Origin of the sequence: Natronoarchaeum mannanilyticum, assembly GCF_039522665.1 — an archaeon.
Lineage (GTDB): Archaea > Halobacteriota > Halobacteria > Halobacteriales > Natronoarchaeaceae > Natronoarchaeum > Natronoarchaeum mannanilyticum.
The window spans coordinates 288,124-303,707 of the sequence record NZ_BAAADV010000003.1; the positions used below are offsets into that span (position 1 = coordinate 288,124).

General features: G+C 69.3%; 17 protein-coding genes and 1 tRNA gene. 9 read left to right on the top strand and 9 right to left on the bottom strand.

Features of this window, described 5'->3' with window-relative positions; translation table 11 throughout:
- Window positions 1-93: 93 nt before the first annotated feature.
- Window positions 94-1,092, bottom strand: coding sequence for an anthranilate phosphoribosyltransferase (gene trpD, locus ABDZ81_RS09965; protein ID WP_343773816.1), 999 nt, complete (start codon window positions 1,090-1,092; stop codon window positions 94-96).
- A gap of 164 nt (window positions 1,093-1,256) precedes the next feature.
- Between trpD and ABDZ81_RS09970 the strand changes: the two genes are divergently transcribed.
- Window positions 1,257-1,331, top strand: a tRNA-Val gene (locus tag ABDZ81_RS09970).
- A gap of 270 nt (window positions 1,332-1,601) precedes the next feature.
- On the opposite strand, the gene ABDZ81_RS09975 is transcribed toward ABDZ81_RS09970, so the two are convergent.
- Entirely contained in the window at window positions 1,602-2,099 is a 498-nt protein-coding gene (locus ABDZ81_RS09975) for an Ig-like domain-containing protein (RefSeq protein ID WP_343773817.1), read from the bottom strand.
- A gap of 301 nt (window positions 2,100-2,400) precedes the next feature.
- Here ABDZ81_RS09975 and ABDZ81_RS09980 point away from each other — a divergent pair, with 301 nt between their 5' ends.
- Complete coding sequence (locus ABDZ81_RS09980; RefSeq protein WP_343773818.1) at window positions 2,401-2,556, top strand: hypothetical protein; 156 nt, start codon at window positions 2,401-2,403, stop codon at window positions 2,554-2,556.
- Window positions 2,557-2,674: 118 nt separating this feature from the next.
- Complete coding sequence (locus ABDZ81_RS09985; protein ID WP_343773819.1) at window positions 2,675-2,938, top strand: HalOD1 output domain-containing protein; 264 nt, start codon at window positions 2,675-2,677, stop codon at window positions 2,936-2,938.
- A gap of 34 nt (window positions 2,939-2,972) precedes the next feature.
- Here ABDZ81_RS09985 and ABDZ81_RS09990 read toward each other — a convergent pair whose 3' ends face one another.
- The 4 genes from ABDZ81_RS09990 to ABDZ81_RS10005 all read right to left on the bottom strand — a co-directional run bounded on the left by ABDZ81_RS09990 (window position 2,973) and on the right by ABDZ81_RS10005 (window position 4,979).
- Entirely contained in the window at window positions 2,973-3,278 is a 306-nt protein-coding gene (locus ABDZ81_RS09990; protein WP_343773820.1) for a lycopene cyclase domain-containing protein, read from the bottom strand.
- Window positions 3,279-3,320: 42 nt separating this feature from the next.
- On the bottom strand, window positions 3,321-3,689 hold the full coding sequence (locus tag ABDZ81_RS09995) for a hypothetical protein (RefSeq protein WP_343773821.1): 369 nt from the start codon (window positions 3,687-3,689) through the stop codon (window positions 3,321-3,323).
- Window positions 3,686-4,012, bottom strand: coding sequence for a hypothetical protein (locus ABDZ81_RS10000; protein ID WP_343773822.1), 327 nt, complete (start codon window positions 4,010-4,012; stop codon window positions 3,686-3,688). The genes ABDZ81_RS09995 and ABDZ81_RS10000 overlap by 4 nt, the downstream gene beginning before the upstream one ends.
- Before the next feature lie 91 nt (window positions 4,013-4,103).
- Window positions 4,104-4,979, bottom strand: a complete 876-nt coding sequence (locus tag ABDZ81_RS10005; protein WP_343773823.1) for a homoserine kinase — start codon at window positions 4,977-4,979, stop codon at window positions 4,104-4,106.
- 84 nt (window positions 4,980-5,063) lie between these two features.
- Between ABDZ81_RS10005 and ABDZ81_RS10010 the strand changes: the two genes are divergently transcribed.
- The gene (locus ABDZ81_RS10010) at window positions 5,064-6,566 is read left to right on the top strand and encodes an FAD-dependent oxidoreductase (protein ID WP_343773824.1); all 1,503 of its coding nucleotides are present in this window, start codon (window positions 5,064-5,066) and stop codon (window positions 6,564-6,566) included.
- A gap of 127 nt (window positions 6,567-6,693) precedes the next feature.
- A complete protein-coding gene (locus tag ABDZ81_RS10015; protein WP_343773825.1) occupies window positions 6,694-8,121 on the top strand; it encodes a sensor histidine kinase in 1,428 nt (475 codons plus the stop codon).
- Window positions 8,122-8,163: 42 nt separating this feature from the next.
- On the opposite strand, the gene ABDZ81_RS10020 is transcribed toward ABDZ81_RS10015, so the two are convergent.
- Entirely contained in the window at window positions 8,164-8,760 is a 597-nt protein-coding gene (locus ABDZ81_RS10020; protein ID WP_343773826.1) for a DUF6149 family protein, read from the bottom strand.
- Between the two features lie 293 nt (window positions 8,761-9,053).
- Here ABDZ81_RS10020 and ABDZ81_RS10025 point away from each other — a divergent pair, with 293 nt between their 5' ends.
- From ABDZ81_RS10025 to ABDZ81_RS10035, 3 genes are all read left to right on the top strand, one after another.
- Window positions 9,054-10,298, top strand: a complete 1,245-nt coding sequence (locus tag ABDZ81_RS10025; protein ID WP_343773827.1) for an NAD(P)/FAD-dependent oxidoreductase — start codon at window positions 9,054-9,056, stop codon at window positions 10,296-10,298.
- 100 nt (window positions 10,299-10,398) lie between these two features.
- Window positions 10,399-11,310 carry a universal stress protein gene (locus ABDZ81_RS10030; RefSeq protein WP_343773828.1) on the top strand — a complete coding sequence of 304 codons (912 nt, stop codon included), beginning with the start codon at window positions 10,399-10,401 and terminating at the stop codon, window positions 11,308-11,310.
- Window positions 11,311-11,459: 149 nt separating this feature from the next.
- Window positions 11,460-12,620 (top strand): inorganic phosphate transporter, encoded by a 1,161-nt coding sequence (locus ABDZ81_RS10035; RefSeq protein WP_343773967.1) that lies wholly within the window; start codon window positions 11,460-11,462, stop codon window positions 12,618-12,620.
- Here ABDZ81_RS10035 and ABDZ81_RS10040 read toward each other — a convergent pair.
- Complete coding sequence (locus ABDZ81_RS10040; RefSeq protein ID WP_343773829.1) at window positions 12,584-13,063, bottom strand: universal stress protein; 480 nt, start codon at window positions 13,061-13,063, stop codon at window positions 12,584-12,586. The two genes, ABDZ81_RS10035 and ABDZ81_RS10040, sit on opposite strands and share 37 nt — an antisense overlap.
- A 122-nt stretch (window positions 13,064-13,185) precedes the next feature.
- Here ABDZ81_RS10040 and ABDZ81_RS10045 point away from each other — a divergent pair, with 122 nt between their 5' ends.
- Window positions 13,186-13,602 carry a DUF7124 domain-containing protein gene (locus ABDZ81_RS10045; protein WP_343773830.1) on the top strand — a complete coding sequence of 139 codons (417 nt, stop codon included), beginning with the start codon at window positions 13,186-13,188 and terminating at the stop codon, window positions 13,600-13,602.
- 113 nt (window positions 13,603-13,715) lie between these two features.
- Here the strand turns inward: ABDZ81_RS10045 and ABDZ81_RS10050 are convergent, their stop codons facing one another.
- Entirely contained in the window at window positions 13,716-15,503 is a 1,788-nt protein-coding gene (locus ABDZ81_RS10050; protein WP_343773831.1) for a site-2 protease family protein, read from the bottom strand.
- Between the last annotated feature and the right edge of the window lie 81 nt (window positions 15,504-15,584).

Sequence of the window (15,584 nt, forward strand, 5' to 3'; positions counted from 1 at the left end):
CCGCCGCGACGTCCGTCTCGTGGGTCGACCCGCAGATCTTCGCGCGAGTAGCGCGCCTGGCGCCGTCGCGGGTGACAGAACCGTCGTCGTCGCTCATACGCCCCCGCGGAGGTCATCGAGCTTCTCGGCCGCGGCGCCGGAGTCGATCGCGCGCCGAGCGGCCTCGACGCCGGCTTCCAGCGACGCCGCTTCGCCGGCGATGTAGATCGCCGCGCCGGCGTTGGCCAGGATGATGTCGCGCTTCGCGCCCTCGATCTCGCCCTCGACGATCCCGCGCATGTCCGCGGCGTTCTCGGCGGGCGTGCCGCCCGAGACGGCCTCGATGTCGTGAACCGATAGTCCGAGATCGGCGGGCGTCAACACGTACTCCTCGATCTCGCCGTCCTGCACTTCGGCGACGACGGTCTGATCGTGGACCGCGATCTCGTCCATGCCCGAGCCGTGGACGACCAGCGCGCTCTCGACGCCCATGTGCGCGAGCGCCTCCGCGAGCACGGGGACGAGATCGGGGTCGTACACGCCGACGATCTGGGCGTCGGCGCCGGCGGGGTTGGTCAGCGGGCCGAGCACGTTGAAGATCGTCCGCATGCCCAGCTCCTTGCGCGGGCCGATCACGGCCTTCATCGCGGGGTGGAACACGGGCGCGAGCATGAACCCGATCCCGTCGTCCTCGATCGCCTCCTCGACCGCGGGCGGTTCGGCCTCGACGTCGAGGCCGACCTCTTCGAGCACGTCCGCGCTACCCGAGTTCGAGGACACCGAGTAGTTGCCGTGCTTGGCGACCGGCACGCCGGCGCCGCTGGCGACGATCGCGCTCGTCGTCGAGACGTTGATCGTGTCGTAGTCGTCGCCGCCGGTGCCGCAGGTGTCGACCAGCGGGCGCCGGTCGGGCTCGATCGTCCGCGCGGCGTCGCGCATCCCCTCGGCGAAGCCGGCGATCTCGGTCTCGGTCTCGCCCTTCGCTCGCAGCCCCGTCAGCAGGGCGCCGATCTGGGCCTCCGTCGCGCCCTCGAACACGGCGCTGGCGGCCGCGCGCGCTTCGTCCTGTGTCAGATCCTCGCCCTCGGTCACGCGTTCGATGTAGTCCTTCATGAGTAAGCACCGATGAACGGTTTCGTCTTGTAGTGTACAAATCCGTACAATGTCTTAAAGCTGTTGCACGGCGGCGTGCGGAGAACCCCCGCACGGCGTCGGAATCCGAAACCTTCAATTGTATCCCCGGGATACCTGTGAGTGCAGCAAGGAAGCGCCAGACAGGGTTTGTGGTCTAGTCTGGTTATGACACCTCCTTGACATGGAGGAGGCCGGCAGTTCAAATCTGCCCAAACCCACTTTTCCGAACGCTAACCGACGAGCGAAGCGAGTCGTCAGCGTTCGTTAAATGCGGTCGTAGATTTGAGCCAGGAGAGTCGCAGCCGCCGAGCGTACGTGAGGCGGACCGTCTCTCCGAGGTTCAACTCTGCCCAAACCCATTTCGACTCTCTCGACGTTCACTCTCGGACAGGGCACGCTGTACTGTGCCGAGCCTCTACGACTACGTTTTCGATACGAGCATTGGCGTCGCGCCGATAAAATAGCGGGGACGGGGCGGACAGCGATCGCTACGCGTCGACGTCGCGTTCCTCGATCGTGTACTCGCCGCTCTCGGCGACGTGGACGTACACGTCTTCGGCGTCGGCGTCGACCTCCCACTCGAAGGAGCGAGAGACGTCCTCGGCTTTCGTCGCCTCGACGGTGTACGTGCCGGCTTCCGACACGACGTCTTCGAGGCGCTGAGAGGTGTCGGTCTCCAGCGTGACTTCGTCCTCGAAGACGGTCTCGTCGGCGTCGTCGGTCACGGTGACCGAGACGGTGTAGGTCGCGTCGTAGTTGTTCTCGATCACGACGTCCAGCGGCTCGTCGAGCTGCTGATCCGTTTCGCCGTCAGACGAGTTGTTCCCCCCGTCGTCCGCCTCGTCGCCGTCGCTGACGTTACCGTCGGACTCCTCGTCGTCGTCCGCGGGATCGTCGGAGTCGTCGGTGTCGTCGCCGCCGGTGCAGCCGGCGACGGCGAGTGCGGTTCCGCTCGCTACCGTAGAGAGGTATGTGCGTCGTCGCACAGTTTGACGTCCGCGAGACGGGTTAAATACGTTACATGCGTCCGGGGCGTATCGGTAGCCACGCCGGTGCGAGTCGCAACCAGACGGGGAGACAGTCGCAACCGTGTCTGACGGGCGTTGTCTGGTAATTCGGTCACCGAATCGGTCGCCAGATCGGTCGCCGATCCGATCACGACCGCGCCGAGCGAGCAATTCGCGGCGCGCGCGAGCGAAGCAACCGACTTGCAGGCGCAGGCAGCCGGCAACTACGCGCAGTCGAGGGGGATAGATTAATGTAGTATGCGTATCCACCGGGTGTACGATGAGCATGGACGACGAGACGAGTTCCTGGCTCCACGGGTTCGCCTCCGGCGTCGCCGCGTGCTCGGTGGGCGCGTATCTGCTCGCCCGCCGCGCGCAGCGCGACCGCCAGCCGGCACTGATCGACGAGGACGGCACGGTCATCCCGCTGGAGTGAGCCGGGCCTAAACTGCCCCGACACATAGTTATTTTCTGACGCGTGTCTGACGCCACGTAGCCGATCGCTGAAACGTGTCTGACAAATATATTTACTATCGTATCCTGACGCCTCTGGTATGGCGACGACAGCTCGGGGGGACGTTGCCGTCGAACGTGCGATCGACAGTTCCTCCGTCAGCACCGCCGTGATCGAAGCGCTCGCGGACGTCGAGTCCGTCGAACCGACCGAACTGGACATGACGCTGTACGAGGCCGTCGATCTGGACGCCCTCGAACGGCTCTGCGAGGGTCCGGGGGAGGGTCTCGTGCTGGAGTTCACGGTCGAGGACTACCGCGTTCGAGTCCGGGGGTCGAGCTCGGTGATCGTCGAGCCGCGCTGAGCGCCGACTCGGCGTCACGGCACGACGCCCCGTCTCAGGACCGATACTCGTGGATCGTCTCGTGGATGCCGACGACGAGCGAGGGAACCACGACCATGAACAGGTGTTCCTCGACAGGGATGCCGAGCAGCTCCTGGCCGGTCCGCAGCTTGATGTCGAACACGCCGACTTCCAGGGTGTACCAGTCCCAGACGTAGGCGATCGGGTACAGCGCCGCGACGGTCGCGGCCGCGCGACGAATCGCGCCGGCACGCGAGAGCAGCGCGAGCGCGACGGTTCCCCAGACGACCTCGGTCAGCAGGTAGGTGTACCGGCCGAACACTGAGATATCGGGTCGCATAGCGGTGGGTACGATCGGTCGATTCTTGAAACCTCGCTGCCGTCACTGCCCGTCGCGGCCGCCGAACCACTCTCGCGGCGGCGCCAGGACGCCGACGACGACGAGCCCGAGGAGACAGAGGTACGTCGCGAGCGCGCCGACGGCGAAGCTCGCGATCGGACGGACGCCGAGGCGTCCCGCCGCCGTTGCGCCCGCGAACGCCGCCGCGAGCGCGATCGCCCGGACGATCGGACGGTCCCAGAGGGCTCGCACCCGCTCGTGATAGCGACCGGCGACGACCTCGAACGCGAGCGTGCCGAGCGCGCCGACGATCGTCGGGATCGGTGCGGGCGCGACGCCGCGCCGGGCGAGCGCGACGCCGAACGCCAACAGCGCGACCGCCGCGAGCGAGGCGTCGCCCCTGGCGGTCATCCGGACTCCCCGAAGATGCCGTCGATCAGCAGGCCGAGTCCCAGCAGCCAGCAGGCCGCCAGCAATCCGAGCGCGGCGGCGTACAAGGCGATCTCGACGCCGGAGAGCGTCGGCGGCGCGGCGCCGGCGATTTCGAGGAACCGCGCCGCGGTCGCCGGGATCGAACCGGCGGCGAGCAGGGGAGCCGAGCCCAGCAGCACGAGCAGCGACGGGGCGCCTAACAGGAGCCCGGCGCGGCCACAGAGGCGTCCGAACAGGCGGATCGGCGCCGTTCCGCGGGCGGCGCGTGCGCTGGTGAGCCAGTCAGGCTGGCGCCCGGCCATAGCGTGTCACTATATGCCACTCGAAAGTATAAATCAGGGGGCAAGGAGCTCTGGCCGGAGAATTCGTCGGGGAGCGCGAGATCCCGTTCCGTCAGTGAATCGTCGCGCCGCCGCCGATCCGGGTCTGGTAGGCGCGGCTCTCGACGCCGACGTCGTCGAACGCGTCGAGCATCGCGCCGGCGATCTCGCGCCGGTCGGATTCGTAGCAGGCGGCGATCACGCCCGGTCCGGCGCCGCTGACGGTGACGCCCGTCGCACCCGCTTCCAGGGCGGCCTCGCGGACCCGGTCGTAGCCGTCGATCAGCTCCGCGCGGGCGGGCGTGACGATCCGGTCTTCCATGCCCTGCCCGACCAATTCGGGGTCGTCGCGGTGCATGCCGACCGTCAGCGTCGCCGCTCGGCCAACGGTGTCGACGACGTCCTCGACGGCCGCGGTGTCGGGCACCACGCGCCGGGCGTCCCGCGTCGAAACGACGATGTCGGGGAGACAGACCACAAGCGGGAGCGAGGCGTCGACGCAGGTGACGCCGTCCTCGGCGGCGATCGTAAAGCCGCCCAGCAGCGCGGGCGCGACGTTGTCCTCGTGGGCCTCGCCGGAGACCAGCGCCTCGCCCTCGGCGGCGATCGGCACCAGCTCGGATCGGGAGAGCCCGCGGTCGTACAGTTCGTTGAGCGCGAGCGCGGCGCCCGCGGCGCTGGCGGCAGAGGAACCCAGCCCCGACGCCGGGCGGACGCCCTTGTCGATCTTGATGCGGGCGGGCGCGTCGAGCGCCTCCGCGACGGCGCCGGCGGTGTTCTTCTCGGGGTCCTCGGGGATGAACTCGCTGCCGGCGCCGGACATCTCGATCGTGGTCTCCTCGGCGCGTTCGACCCGGACCACGTCGGCGGGTCGTTCGAGTGCGGTCCCGAACACGTCGAACCCGCTGCCGAGGTTCGCGCTCGTCGCGGGCGCCCGCACTGTAAGCATACCCGAGACGTAGCCGGACCGCGGCTAAAAACCCACGGATCCGCGATGGAAAAGCACATCCCGGCGCGAGCGCAACCCCGGTGCATGATCGGGGTAGTCGGTGGCACGGTCGCCGGACTCGTCGCCGCTCGCGAGCTGCGCGAGCGCGGCCGCGAGGTCCGCGTGTTCGAGGCCGGCCGCGAGCTCGGCGGGCGAGCCGCGGTGACCGCGACCGACGGCGACCCCATCGAACGGCTCCCGACGACGCTCTCGCCCGACGACGACGCCGTCGCCGACCTCGCCGCCGAACTGGGCATCGCGGACCGGGTTTCGGAGCGCGACGTCCGAACGGGCTACTACGTCGACGGGATCGCTCACCCCCGAACTGGATTCGCAGAGAAGCTCGCCTTTCCTCGGCTGAGTCTGCAGGACAAGCTGTTCGAGAGCCTGCTGGCCCGCGGCGCCTCGCTCGGCCCGCTGGGACCGCCGGACGGGGCGTTCGCGGAGCCGGAAGCGTACGACGACGTCGCCGCCCGCGCGTTCGTCGACGAGCACGCGACGGCGTCGGTCCGCGAGCAGATCGTTGACCCGCGCCTGCGCGCCGCGTTCGGCGAGCGCGCCGCGGACGTCAGCGCCGCGTGGCTGCTCGGCGACCTCGCGCGCCGACGCGCCGGCCGCACCTGGCGAACGGACAGCAGAATCTACCCCGAAGGCGGCCTCGCGACGCTGATCGACGCGCTCGTCGCGGGCGTCGGCCGGGAGAACGTCTCGCCGGGCGCGCGGGTCGTCGGCGTCGAGACGGAAAGCGAGGATGACGCCGCGGGCGCCGCGGCGTCCGACGAGACCGACCTGCCCGGTGCCCGCGAACCGCCGAGCGACCCCGACGAGACGGGGTTCGTCTGGAACGACACCGAAGCCGACGGTGGAGTCGACGGTGATCGCGAATCGAGCGCCGGCGTCGACGACGACGACCAAGATGCCGCGCCGACCGAGCGCGTCGACCGCCTCGTCGTCGAGCGGGACGGCGAGCGCGCCGCGATCGACGTCGACGCGGTCGTGTTCGCGACGCCGCCGCGCGCGCTGGAGCGGGCGACCGACTACGAGTGGGCGGGCGAAACGCGGAACGTGCTCTCGGTGCTGTTCGGCCTCTCGGAGTCGCTGCTGGACGCGTACGGACTCACGGTCGCCGACGACGCGCCGTTCGGCAGGCTCGTCGAGCACACGAACCTGGTCCCCGCGGAGAACTACGGCGGCGACCACCTGCTGTACGCCCTCGCGCCGGTCACGTCCCCGCGCGACGACCGTTGGCAGCGCGACGACGAGACGCTGGCCCGCCGCTGGGTCGAGGCGCTGGAGGGGCTGTTTCCGGCGTTCGACCGCAGGACGGTGCGCTGGTCGACGGTGACGCGAGCGCGCGACGCCGGGCCGGTCTACGAGACGGGGTATCGGGAGCGAACGATCTCACACGACCTGTCGGACGCCGTCGCCCAGGGCTGTTACTACGCCGGCGATGCGAGCGCAGCGCAGTACCCGACCCGGACGGTCGACGGCGCCGTGCGGGCCGGACGCCGCTGCGCGGACCTGATCGCGACGTCGAGCGACGACTGAGACGACGCCGCGGCCCCTCGAACGAGTTCGAGACGCCGCGGTGCGCCGGTCTCGGCGGCCGAAAGGAACATCCATATCGGTTGATAATGCCAAGCCGAGAGCGGCGTCTCCGGAGACAACGGCCAGCATGACAGACGATAAATCCCTCCCGGCGTCGGAAGGCCGACTGAAGCGGTTCGTCGAGAACCTCCCGGGGATCGCCTACCGGTGCCGGCCGACGGCGCCCTGGGAGATGGAGTTCGTCGGCGGTCGCGTTCGAGCGACGACCGGCTACCCGGCGGCCGCGTTCGAGTCGGGGGAGATCGCGTACGGCGACATCGTCCTCGACGCCGACGTCGAGGAGTTGCGACGGGAGATCCGAGACGGCGTCGAGTACCGGTCCCAGTTTTCGGCGAGCTACCGGATTCGGACCCGCGAGGGCGAGGTCAGGCACGTCTTCGAGCGCGGTGCGCCCGTCGTCGAGGACGACGACGTCGAGGCGCTGGAGGGGATCGTGATCGACGTCACCGACCGCAAGGAATCGAAGCGACGGCTCCGGCGCCAGAACGAGCTGTTCACGAACACGCAGCGGCTCGCCGACGTCGGCGGGTGGGAGCTGGACGTCCGAAACGACGAACTCCGGTGGACCGATCAGGTAAAGCGGATCCACGGCGTTTCGCGCGACTCGTCGCCGACGGTCGAAGACGCGATCGGGTTCTACCACCCGGAGGACCGGCCGGAGATTCGCTCCGCCGTCGAGCGCGCCATCGAGGACGGCGAGCCGTTCGACCGGACGCTCAGGATACAGACCGACGACGGCGAACAACGCTGGGTGCGAGTCAGGGGCAGCCCGACGGCGATCGGCGGGCGAGTCGTCCGCCTCAGCGGCGCGATCCAGGACGTCACCGACTCGAAGCAGCGCGAGCAACTCCTCCGGCTGCTCCACCGGTTGCTGCGCCACAACCTCAGAAACGACCTGAACGTGATCAGGGGGTACACGGACACGCTCGGCGAGGAACTCCCCGGAGGCGAATCAACCGAGTACGCCGAGCGGATCGAGACGGCGGCGACGAATCTGCTCAAAAAGAGCGAGACGGCAAAGGAGCTGCTCGACATCTCGCTGAACCGGCGGGAGACGCAGAGAACCGTCGATTTGAGGGAGTTGCTCGACCGGATCGCGGAGGAGCTTCGCGGGCGGTATCCCCGGGCCGAGATCCGAGTGCGGGCCGACGATTCGGCGGTTCTGGAAGGTGATCGTCGGCTCGACGCGCTGTTCGAGCAGCTGCTCGAAAACGCGATCGAACACTCCGACTGTGACGCTCCGCGGGTCGAGGTGACGGCGAACGCGAGCGCGGACGAGGTGCGCGTCGAGATCGCCGACGACGGGCCGGGGATCCCGCCGGAGGAGTGGTCGGTGGTCGTCGAGGAGGACGAAACGGACAGCACGCCGTTGCGACACGGGAGCGGCGTCGGCCTCCTCCTGGCGTCGGTGGTCGTCGACGACTACGGCGGGGACTTGGAGTGCGACAACGCGAGCGAAGGCGGCGCCGCAGTCACGGTTCGTCTCCCCCGGTAACGATCGCGCCGGCGGCGATCGAAGTCACCGGTGTGGGCGCTGCTACTCTGACCTTTCGGTGGTCTCGTCGTCGACGCCGACGGCCTTGCTCACGTCCACGTCCTCGGGCGCCTCGCCGCCGCCGACGTGGAGGTTGCCCTCCTCGTCCTCGACGTACACGTCGTCGGCGAACCCGCCCTCGGCGTGGGGGTGCTCGGGATTCTCCAGCTTCTCGGGCGTCGAGGGCGCGTCGGGGAGCTCCCCGCTCCGGAACTCGCCGAGCGGATCGTCGATGGAGATGCCGTGGCGCTCGAAGAAGTCCTCGTAGCGCTCGTAGTGGGCTTCGAGTTCGTCGCCCGGGAACTCCATCATCTCGGTCCAGCCGTGGTTGTAGAAGTCGAAGTTGGCCTGAATGTGGGTAATCTCCCGGGCCTCGGCCTCCGAGTAGCCCGCCTCGAGCGCCGCGACGTAGGCATCCATCGTGGCGTCGAAGAAGGCGTCGAGGTGGTCGCGGCGCTCCTCGGCGCGGGCCTCGTCGGCCTTCCCGAGGAAGATCCGCGTGTGGAGCTTGATCAGCCCGTAGTTGACGACAGAGCCCAGACCGGGCGTCGTCATGGCCTTCATCGTCGCCCAGTGGCGGGGGTTCTGGTGGATCTTCATGCCGCGTTCGTAGGGACGCGTCGTCCTTGAACGTGTCCACAGCGGACTCCGGCGGTCGAGAGGTCCGACGAGGGGGCCCGCCGGAGGAACCAGCCGACCTCGACGACGCGTTGTTGACATTGTTCGGAAATCCCTGAATAGTACCCGATCCCGTCATCCTGGCTGACGTATTTGCGGCACCCACCTTACGAACGTAAGGAAGAACCGCCGAGGAGTTGCAAAAACTGCGAGACGCGGCAAAAAGACGCCAGAGATAGCAATCCACTTTAACCCGGGCTTCGAAGCGCCGGTACATGACCGAGTCGTACGTAATCATCGGTGACGGGATCGCCGGCAGTTCCGCGGCGGAGACGCTCCGCGAGGAGTCCCCGGACGCGGAGATCACCGTGGTCACCGATGAAGGAGAGGCGCTTTACAATCGGATTCTCATCAAGGAGTTCGCCAAGGGCAAGCTCCCCGAAGCGCCGATTTCGATCCACGAGGAAGACTGGTACGGCGAGCGCGACATCGACCTCTCGCTGAACACCTACGTCACCGACGTCGACGTCGACGCCCACGAGGTCCACACCCACGAGGGCGACACTCTGGCGTACGACAAGCTGCTGGTCGCGACCGGCGGGACGCCGGCCCAGCTGCCCGTCGACAACAGCGACGCCGACGGCGTCCACCACTTCTGGACGTTCCAGGACGCCCGAGCGATCCAGGAACACGCCAGCGAGGCCGACACCGGCGTCATCATCGGCGCCGGCCTGCTGGGAATCGACCTGGCGGCGATCTGCGGCGCCCAGGACGTCGACGCCAAGTACCTGATGCGCGGCGACAGCTGGTGGCGCTACGCGCTCAACGAGGAGGGCGCCGAGATCATCCACGACGGCCTGCGCGAGAAGGGCGTCGAGCCCGTCTTCCAGAGCGGCGCCGACGAGTTCGTCACCGACGACGACGGCAGCGTCGTGGCGACGATCGACTCGAACGGCGAGCGCTACGAGAGCGACTTCGTCGGCGCGGCGATCGGGCTGGACTTCAACGTCGAGTTCATGCAGGGCACCGGCCTCGAGACCGACGACGGCGTCGTCGTCGACGAGTACATGCAGACGAACCTCGAGGACGTGTACGCCGCGGGCGACCTCACCCAGTTCTACGACACCATCCTCGACGAGCAGGCACAGAACGGCTCGTGGGGTTCGGCGAAAGAGCAGGGCCAGGTCGCGGCGAAGAACATGGCGGCCGACGACGAGGTCGAGTCGTTCCGCTGGGTCTCCTCGTACTCGATCACGCACTTCGACTTCCCGTTTCTCTCCTTCGGCCACCCGACGATCGGCGACGACTCCGTCGAGCGCAAGTACAGCGACACGGAGTGGCGCCGCGTCGTGTTCAAGGACGGCAAGGTGATCGGCGGCGTCCTGATCGGCGATCTCGCGCCCCAGAGCAAACTCAAACAGCTCATTCGGGAGGAGCGCGACGTCTCCGGCCAGAAGGAACTGCTGCTCGAAGAGGAGATCGATCTCGACCAGCTGGACGCCCCCGCACAGGAGCAGTAACCTCGCCGCCCGGTTCTCCCCGTTCCGTTCGGTTCTACTCGAAGATTCTATCTGTTAACTCACCCCACGTTTTTTCGCGGTCGCCGCCGAACTAGCAGTGATGGCCTCGACAGTCGCCGGCGAGCGCCTGCAACCGACCGGCGAGTACACCGTGCTCGTCGCGGTCGGCAACCCGGGCACCGCCGAGCAGTTGACGCGGACGGCGGTCGATCTCGCGCGGGCCAACGACGGCCGGGTCCACGTGGTGAGCGTCATCCACAAGCACCACACGTCGCCGTTCCTGCTGTTTTCCGACGAGCGTATCAGGGAGGAGTTCGCCGGCGGGCGCGACGAGATCGTCGAACGAGCGGCCCGGGTCGCCGCCGAGGCGGACGTCCCGGTCGACGACAGTCTGCTGGTCGGCAGCGACGTCGCCGACGCGATCACGACGGCGATCGCCCGGCTGGGCGCCGATCTCGCGATTCTGGGCTGGCGGAGCGAGCGCCGGGCGTCCGACGTGGTACTCGGAACCACGGTCGACCCGGTGGTCCGCAAGGCGTCCTGCGACGTGCTCGTCGAGAAGGTCGGGACGACCGCCGGCCGCGTCGACTCGGTACTGGTTCCGACGGTGGGCGGCGCGCACGCCGAACTGGCCGCCGAGGTCGCGGGGACGATCGCGGCGGCCAACGACGCCGAGGTCGCCGCGCTGTCGCTGGTCGATCCGGGCGCGTCCGACCGCGAGCGCGCGGACGCCGCGGCGTTCGTCGACGAGACGGCCGATCGGCTCGCCGGGACGGCACCCGTAACGACGACCGTCGGCGAAGCCGCCGATCCCGTCGCGGGGATCCTCGACGCGGCCGCCGAGCACGACCTGATCGTACTGGGGGCGACCCGCAAGGGGCTGTTGACCCGCCGCGTGGTCGGGACGACGCCGCGAGCCGTCGGGGCGCGGGCGGACTGCCCGGTGATCGTCGCCAGTCGACGCTCCCAGCTGTCGCGCGTGAGACGGCTGGTCGCCCGCATCCGCGGATGAGCGGCCCGGCGATCGTCCTCCCCTCACAGACGCGGATCGACGCTCTGCGGGCGCTGGTCCACCCCGGGATCGACGTTCCGCTCGCGCCGGCTCAGGCCGGGCTCGAACTCTCCTTCGTCGTGCTGGTCGGGATCGCCGTCGTCGCGTCGATGGTGACGGCGTGGACGCTCGGCGCCAACAGCAACTCGCCGCCGTTCGCGCCCGCGATCGGCGCCAACGCGATCCCGACGATGCGGGCGGCGTTCCTGATCGGCGTGCTGGCGGCGCTGGGCGCCGTCACCCAGGGCGGGAGCATCTCCGAAACCGTGGGCGCCGGGCTGATCCTCGGCGTCGACTTCACCGCGCTGGCCGCCGCGGCGGGACTCCTGACCGCCGCGACGTTCATGGGAATCGGCATCTACTCGGGGTACCCGATTCCCGCGGCGTTCGCGACCACGGGCGCGATGGTCGGCGTCGGCCTCTCGCTGGGCGGCGACCCGGCGTACGCGACCTACCGGCGGATCGGGACGTTCTGGGTCATGGTGCCGGTCATGTCGGGGAGCGTCGCCTACGGCACCGCGACGCTGCTGCGCCGCGACGACGTGCCCGACCGCGTCGGCGTCCCGCTGCTCGCCGCGATCGTCGGCGCGATCCTCGCGAACGTCCGGATCGGCGTGATTCCCGATCCGACGGCCGAGCAGGGCACCCTCGCCCGCCTGGCGGCGCGGTGGACCTGGAGCGGCCCGCAGATCGCTGCGGGCTACGACCTGGGGATGGCGCTGGCGACCGTCGCGCTGGGCGTCGGAGCGTTCCTCTGGCTCCGCCGCCGGATGGAGCGGTCGGTCGAGCAGGGGATCCGCACGTTCCTGCTCGTGCTGGGCAGCGTGGTCGCGTACTCCAGCGGCGGCAGCCAGGTCGGGCTGGCGACCGGGCCGCTGGAGTTCCTGTTCAGCGAACAGTTGGGACTGCCGGGGATCGTCCTGCTGGTGATGGGCGGGACGGGCATCCTCGCGGGCGCCTGGATGGGCGCGCCGCGGCTCCTGCAGGCGACCGCCCGGGAGTACGCCCAGCTCGGGGTGCGCCGCTCGATCGCCGCGCTGGTGCCCGGCTTCATTATCGCGCAGCTGGCGATCGCGCTCGGCATCCCCATCTCGTTCAACAACATCATCCTCTCGGGGGTGATCGGCGGCGGCCTCTCGGCGGGATCGGCGGGCGTCTCCCGGCGGAAGATCGGCGTCACCCTGCTGTTCTGGGTGCTGACGCTCGTCAGCTCGATGTTGCTCGGATTCGGGCTCTACAGGGTGCTGTCGGCGGGGCTCGGCGTCGCCTGATCGACCTCGACGACGGTGACCGGAACGGACGCCCGATCCGCGATCGCGTCGCCGACGCCGTCGCCCAGCAGGTAGTCCGCCAGCCGCGACTGGTCGCGAGCGCCGACGACGATCCGATCGGCGTCGAGACGCTCGGCCCGATTGGCGACGACCGGGGCGGGGCGGCCCTGCGCGACGGCGATCTCGACGTCGTCGAGCGACGCATCACCGGCCCCCGAACTCTCCCGGACGCGCTCGACCAGGTTCTCGGCGCGGCGGCGCGCCTGCAGGAACCGATCGTCGGTCGGCGAGAGCAGTTGGCCCTCGCTGAAGGGAGCGTCCAGCGGCGTCACCACCGCGAGCACCACCAGCTCGGCGTCGGGGAACCGCTCGGTCGCTCGGGCGAGCGCGTCGGCGTCGAACGGGCGCCCGATCAGCGCGACGAGCACCGTGTCGTCGGTCATACGCGTGCTACGACACCGCGGCACAAACGACTGGCGGCGGCGTTCGACACCGCGTCGTCGGCAATCGGCGCGCCGAACCCCAGATCGAAGCGGTTTTCCACACCGCGAGCGGAGTGTGTGGCATGAACGGCGGCGGAGACGGCGAGATGACGCTCGCCTTCGACCTTTCGGCGCTGCAGGAGCTGGCCGACCCCGAGCGCGTGTTCGACGACGCGCGACGGTGGAGCAAGTACGTCGGCGTCGTCTCGGAGAAGCCGACCTACGTCGTGACGAACTTCACCCGGAAGAACCGCATCCGCCAGGACTTCTTCTCGGGGCCGCGCGGCAAGGCCGAGAGCCTGGAGAGCGTCGGCGACCAGTTCGACACGCCCCGGCACGTCTACGTCGGCACGAATGACGAGGACCGCGAGCTCGCCGAGGCGGCCGGCTGGGAGTACCTGCCGATCGAGGACGCCGCGGAAGCCGCCGAGTGGACGCTGGACGAGGACGCCGAACCCGAGCCGGCCGAACAGGACGAGCAGCGCGACGACTGGCCGTAGCTCGGCGGACGAGGCGATTTTTTAGAACGCGGATCGACGCCGAAGCGCTTTCACCTCCGACTCGCGCGCCCATCGAGACGCCGAACAGCGGCGTCGACGCCGATCGCCGACGATCAGGACAGTAGCTGCGGCCCGAACACGACGACCAGGAAGCTCGCCAGCATCGTCAGGCCGACGGTGGTCGTGACGGTCTTGGTGAGCTGGTAGGAGGCGTCGATCGGCAGCCGCGAGACGACCGCCTCCGTGCTGGTCCGGAGGATGTGCCCGCCGTCCAGCGGGAACGCCGGGACGCAGTTGAAGAACCCGACCTGGACGTTGATCCAGCCGATCCAGAACAACACGTTCGCGACCGCGAAGCCGACGCCGTCGACCGCGCCGAGCGGCCCGCCGATCTCGTAGAAGTTGGTGATCGGCCCCTTGAACCCCGCGAAGTTGAAGGGGAACAGCGCGCCCAGCGAGATCGTCGCGAACGGAAGGAACAGCGTCAGGAACGCCTTCCCGAGGAACGTGTCGGTCAGCGAGTCCAGCCCGCCGGCGATCTCGCCGCCGTCGCCGCCGAGCGCGGTCAGGTACTGGCCCGCGGGGTAGAACTGGATCCCGAAGTCGCTGACCGTCACGCCCGAGATTCCCGGCGCGATCCCGACGCCGACGACCGGCGAGCCGTCCGAACCCTCGGCGAGTTCGACGTCGTAGGTCGTCCGTTCGCCGCCCTCGTAGAGGGCCACGGACACCGAGTCGCCGACGGCGTGGCGATCGATCGCCGACGCGAGATCGTCGGTCGAGACGACCCGCTCGCCCTCGACCGCGACGATCACGACGCTGTCGCCGGGCTCGGCGCCCTCGGCGGCGAGCGGCCCGCCCTCGCTGATCCGGGCGAGCGAGCCGGCGGGCGCGGTCGTCTCGTAGGTTTCGTCCTCGCCCTCGACGGTGAACGTCGCCACCTCGCGGTCTTCGAGTGCCGACTCCAGGCCGGACTGGGTGTAGACGGCGGTGCCGTTGACGTCCGTGATCGTGTCACCCGTCGAGACGTTGACGGGGCCGGTCTCGGTGACGCCGCTGACCAGCAGCGACCGGTTCACCGTCCGCTCGGTGTCGCCGTCGATCGTGACGGACACCTCGCGGTCCGAGACGTTCGCGAGCCGGTCGCGCAGGTCGTCGTTGTCCTCGATCGGTTGGCCGCCGAGCGCGGTGATCCGATCGCCCTCGCCGATGTCGGCGTCCTCGGCGCCCGACCCCGGCATCGCCGCGCCGACCGCGGCGCCCGGCGCGACGCTGATCGCGCCCGCGACCGGGCCGAAAAGCAGCGCGAACGCGACGAGCGTGATCGCGAAGTTGTTCGTGACGCCGGCGGCGAACATCCGCGTCTTCCCGCCGCGGCTGGCCGCCCGCTGGCTCTCCTCGTCGGGTTCGACGAACGCGCCGATCGGGATGACCGAGAGCGTCGCCAGCCCCATCGAGGAGATCTCGATGTCCTCGACGCGGCAGAGCAGGCCGTGGCCGCCCTCGTGGACGACCAGCGCGACCAGCAGACCGAACAGGATCTCGGGCGCCATCGAGAGGGGGAGGAAGTCGTTGACGCCGGGGATCACCAGCACGTTCCGGGGCTGGTTGACCGCGGTCGGCTGGGGCGACATGACGGCGGTGATCCCCACCAGGATCAGCATCACGAACGAGCCGACCATCACCACGAGAGCGACGCCGACGCCGAGGTTCGACCAGGCGCGCCAGAAGCGCTTGTACCGGGCGAGCCGGTTCAGGAGGATCTTTCCGCGCTGGGTGTGCAGCGTCGTGATCGGGCCCTGCAGCCCGACGTAGTCGGGCAGCCAGCCGCGATCGGCGAGCAGTTGGAGGAGGACCCAGTAGCCGAGGACCCCGGCGGCGATCCAGACCAGCGAAACCATTGGTGTAGGATCGGGGAGGCGCTCTGAAATGCGTTTGGTTTACCCCACCCGTCGGCCGGCGCGCCCTCGCCGACGTTTCCG

What these genes read in the sequence shown, in the direction of transcription:
- trpD (WP_343773816.1), bottom strand. Translation starts at nt 1,092, where the DNA reads ATGAAGGACTACATCGAACGCGTGACCGAGGGCGAGGATCTGACACAG.
- ABDZ81_RS09980 (WP_343773818.1), top strand. Translation starts at nt 2,401, where the DNA reads ATGAGCATGGACGACGAGACGAGTTCCTGGCTCCACGGGTTCGCCTCC.
- ABDZ81_RS09985 (WP_343773819.1), top strand. Translation starts at nt 2,675, where the DNA reads ATGGCGACGACAGCTCGGGGGGACGTTGCCGTCGAACGTGCGATCGAC.
- ABDZ81_RS09990 (WP_343773820.1), bottom strand. Translation starts at nt 3,278, where the DNA reads ATGCGACCCGATATCTCAGTGTTCGGCCGGTACACCTACCTGCTGACC.
- ABDZ81_RS09995 (WP_343773821.1), bottom strand. Translation starts at nt 3,689, where the DNA reads ATGACCGCCAGGGGCGACGCCTCGCTCGCGGCGGTCGCGCTGTTGGCG.
- ABDZ81_RS10000 (WP_343773822.1), bottom strand. Translation starts at nt 4,012, where the DNA reads ATGGCCGGGCGCCAGCCTGACTGGCTCACCAGCGCACGCGCCGCCCGC.
- ABDZ81_RS10005 (WP_343773823.1), bottom strand. Translation starts at nt 4,979, where the DNA reads ATGCTTACAGTGCGGGCGCCCGCGACGAGCGCGAACCTCGGCAGCGGG.
- ABDZ81_RS10010 (WP_343773824.1), top strand. Translation starts at nt 5,064, where the DNA reads ATGATCGGGGTAGTCGGTGGCACGGTCGCCGGACTCGTCGCCGCTCGC.
- ABDZ81_RS10015 (WP_343773825.1), top strand. Translation starts at nt 6,694, where the DNA reads ATGACAGACGATAAATCCCTCCCGGCGTCGGAAGGCCGACTGAAGCGG.
- ABDZ81_RS10020 (WP_343773826.1), bottom strand. Translation starts at nt 8,760, where the DNA reads ATGAAGATCCACCAGAACCCCCGCCACTGGGCGACGATGAAGGCCATG.
- ABDZ81_RS10025 (WP_343773827.1), top strand. Translation starts at nt 9,054, where the DNA reads ATGACCGAGTCGTACGTAATCATCGGTGACGGGATCGCCGGCAGTTCC.
- ABDZ81_RS10030 (WP_343773828.1), top strand. Translation starts at nt 10,399, where the DNA reads ATGGCCTCGACAGTCGCCGGCGAGCGCCTGCAACCGACCGGCGAGTAC.
- ABDZ81_RS10035 (WP_343773967.1), top strand. Translation starts at nt 11,460, where the DNA reads ATGGTGACGGCGTGGACGCTCGGCGCCAACAGCAACTCGCCGCCGTTC.
- ABDZ81_RS10040 (WP_343773829.1), bottom strand. Translation starts at nt 13,063, where the DNA reads ATGACCGACGACACGGTGCTCGTCGCGCTGATCGGGCGCCCGTTCGAC.
- ABDZ81_RS10045 (WP_343773830.1), top strand. Translation starts at nt 13,186, where the DNA reads ATGAACGGCGGCGGAGACGGCGAGATGACGCTCGCCTTCGACCTTTCG.
- ABDZ81_RS10050 (WP_343773831.1), bottom strand. Translation starts at nt 15,503, where the DNA reads ATGGTTTCGCTGGTCTGGATCGCCGCCGGGGTCCTCGGCTACTGGGTC.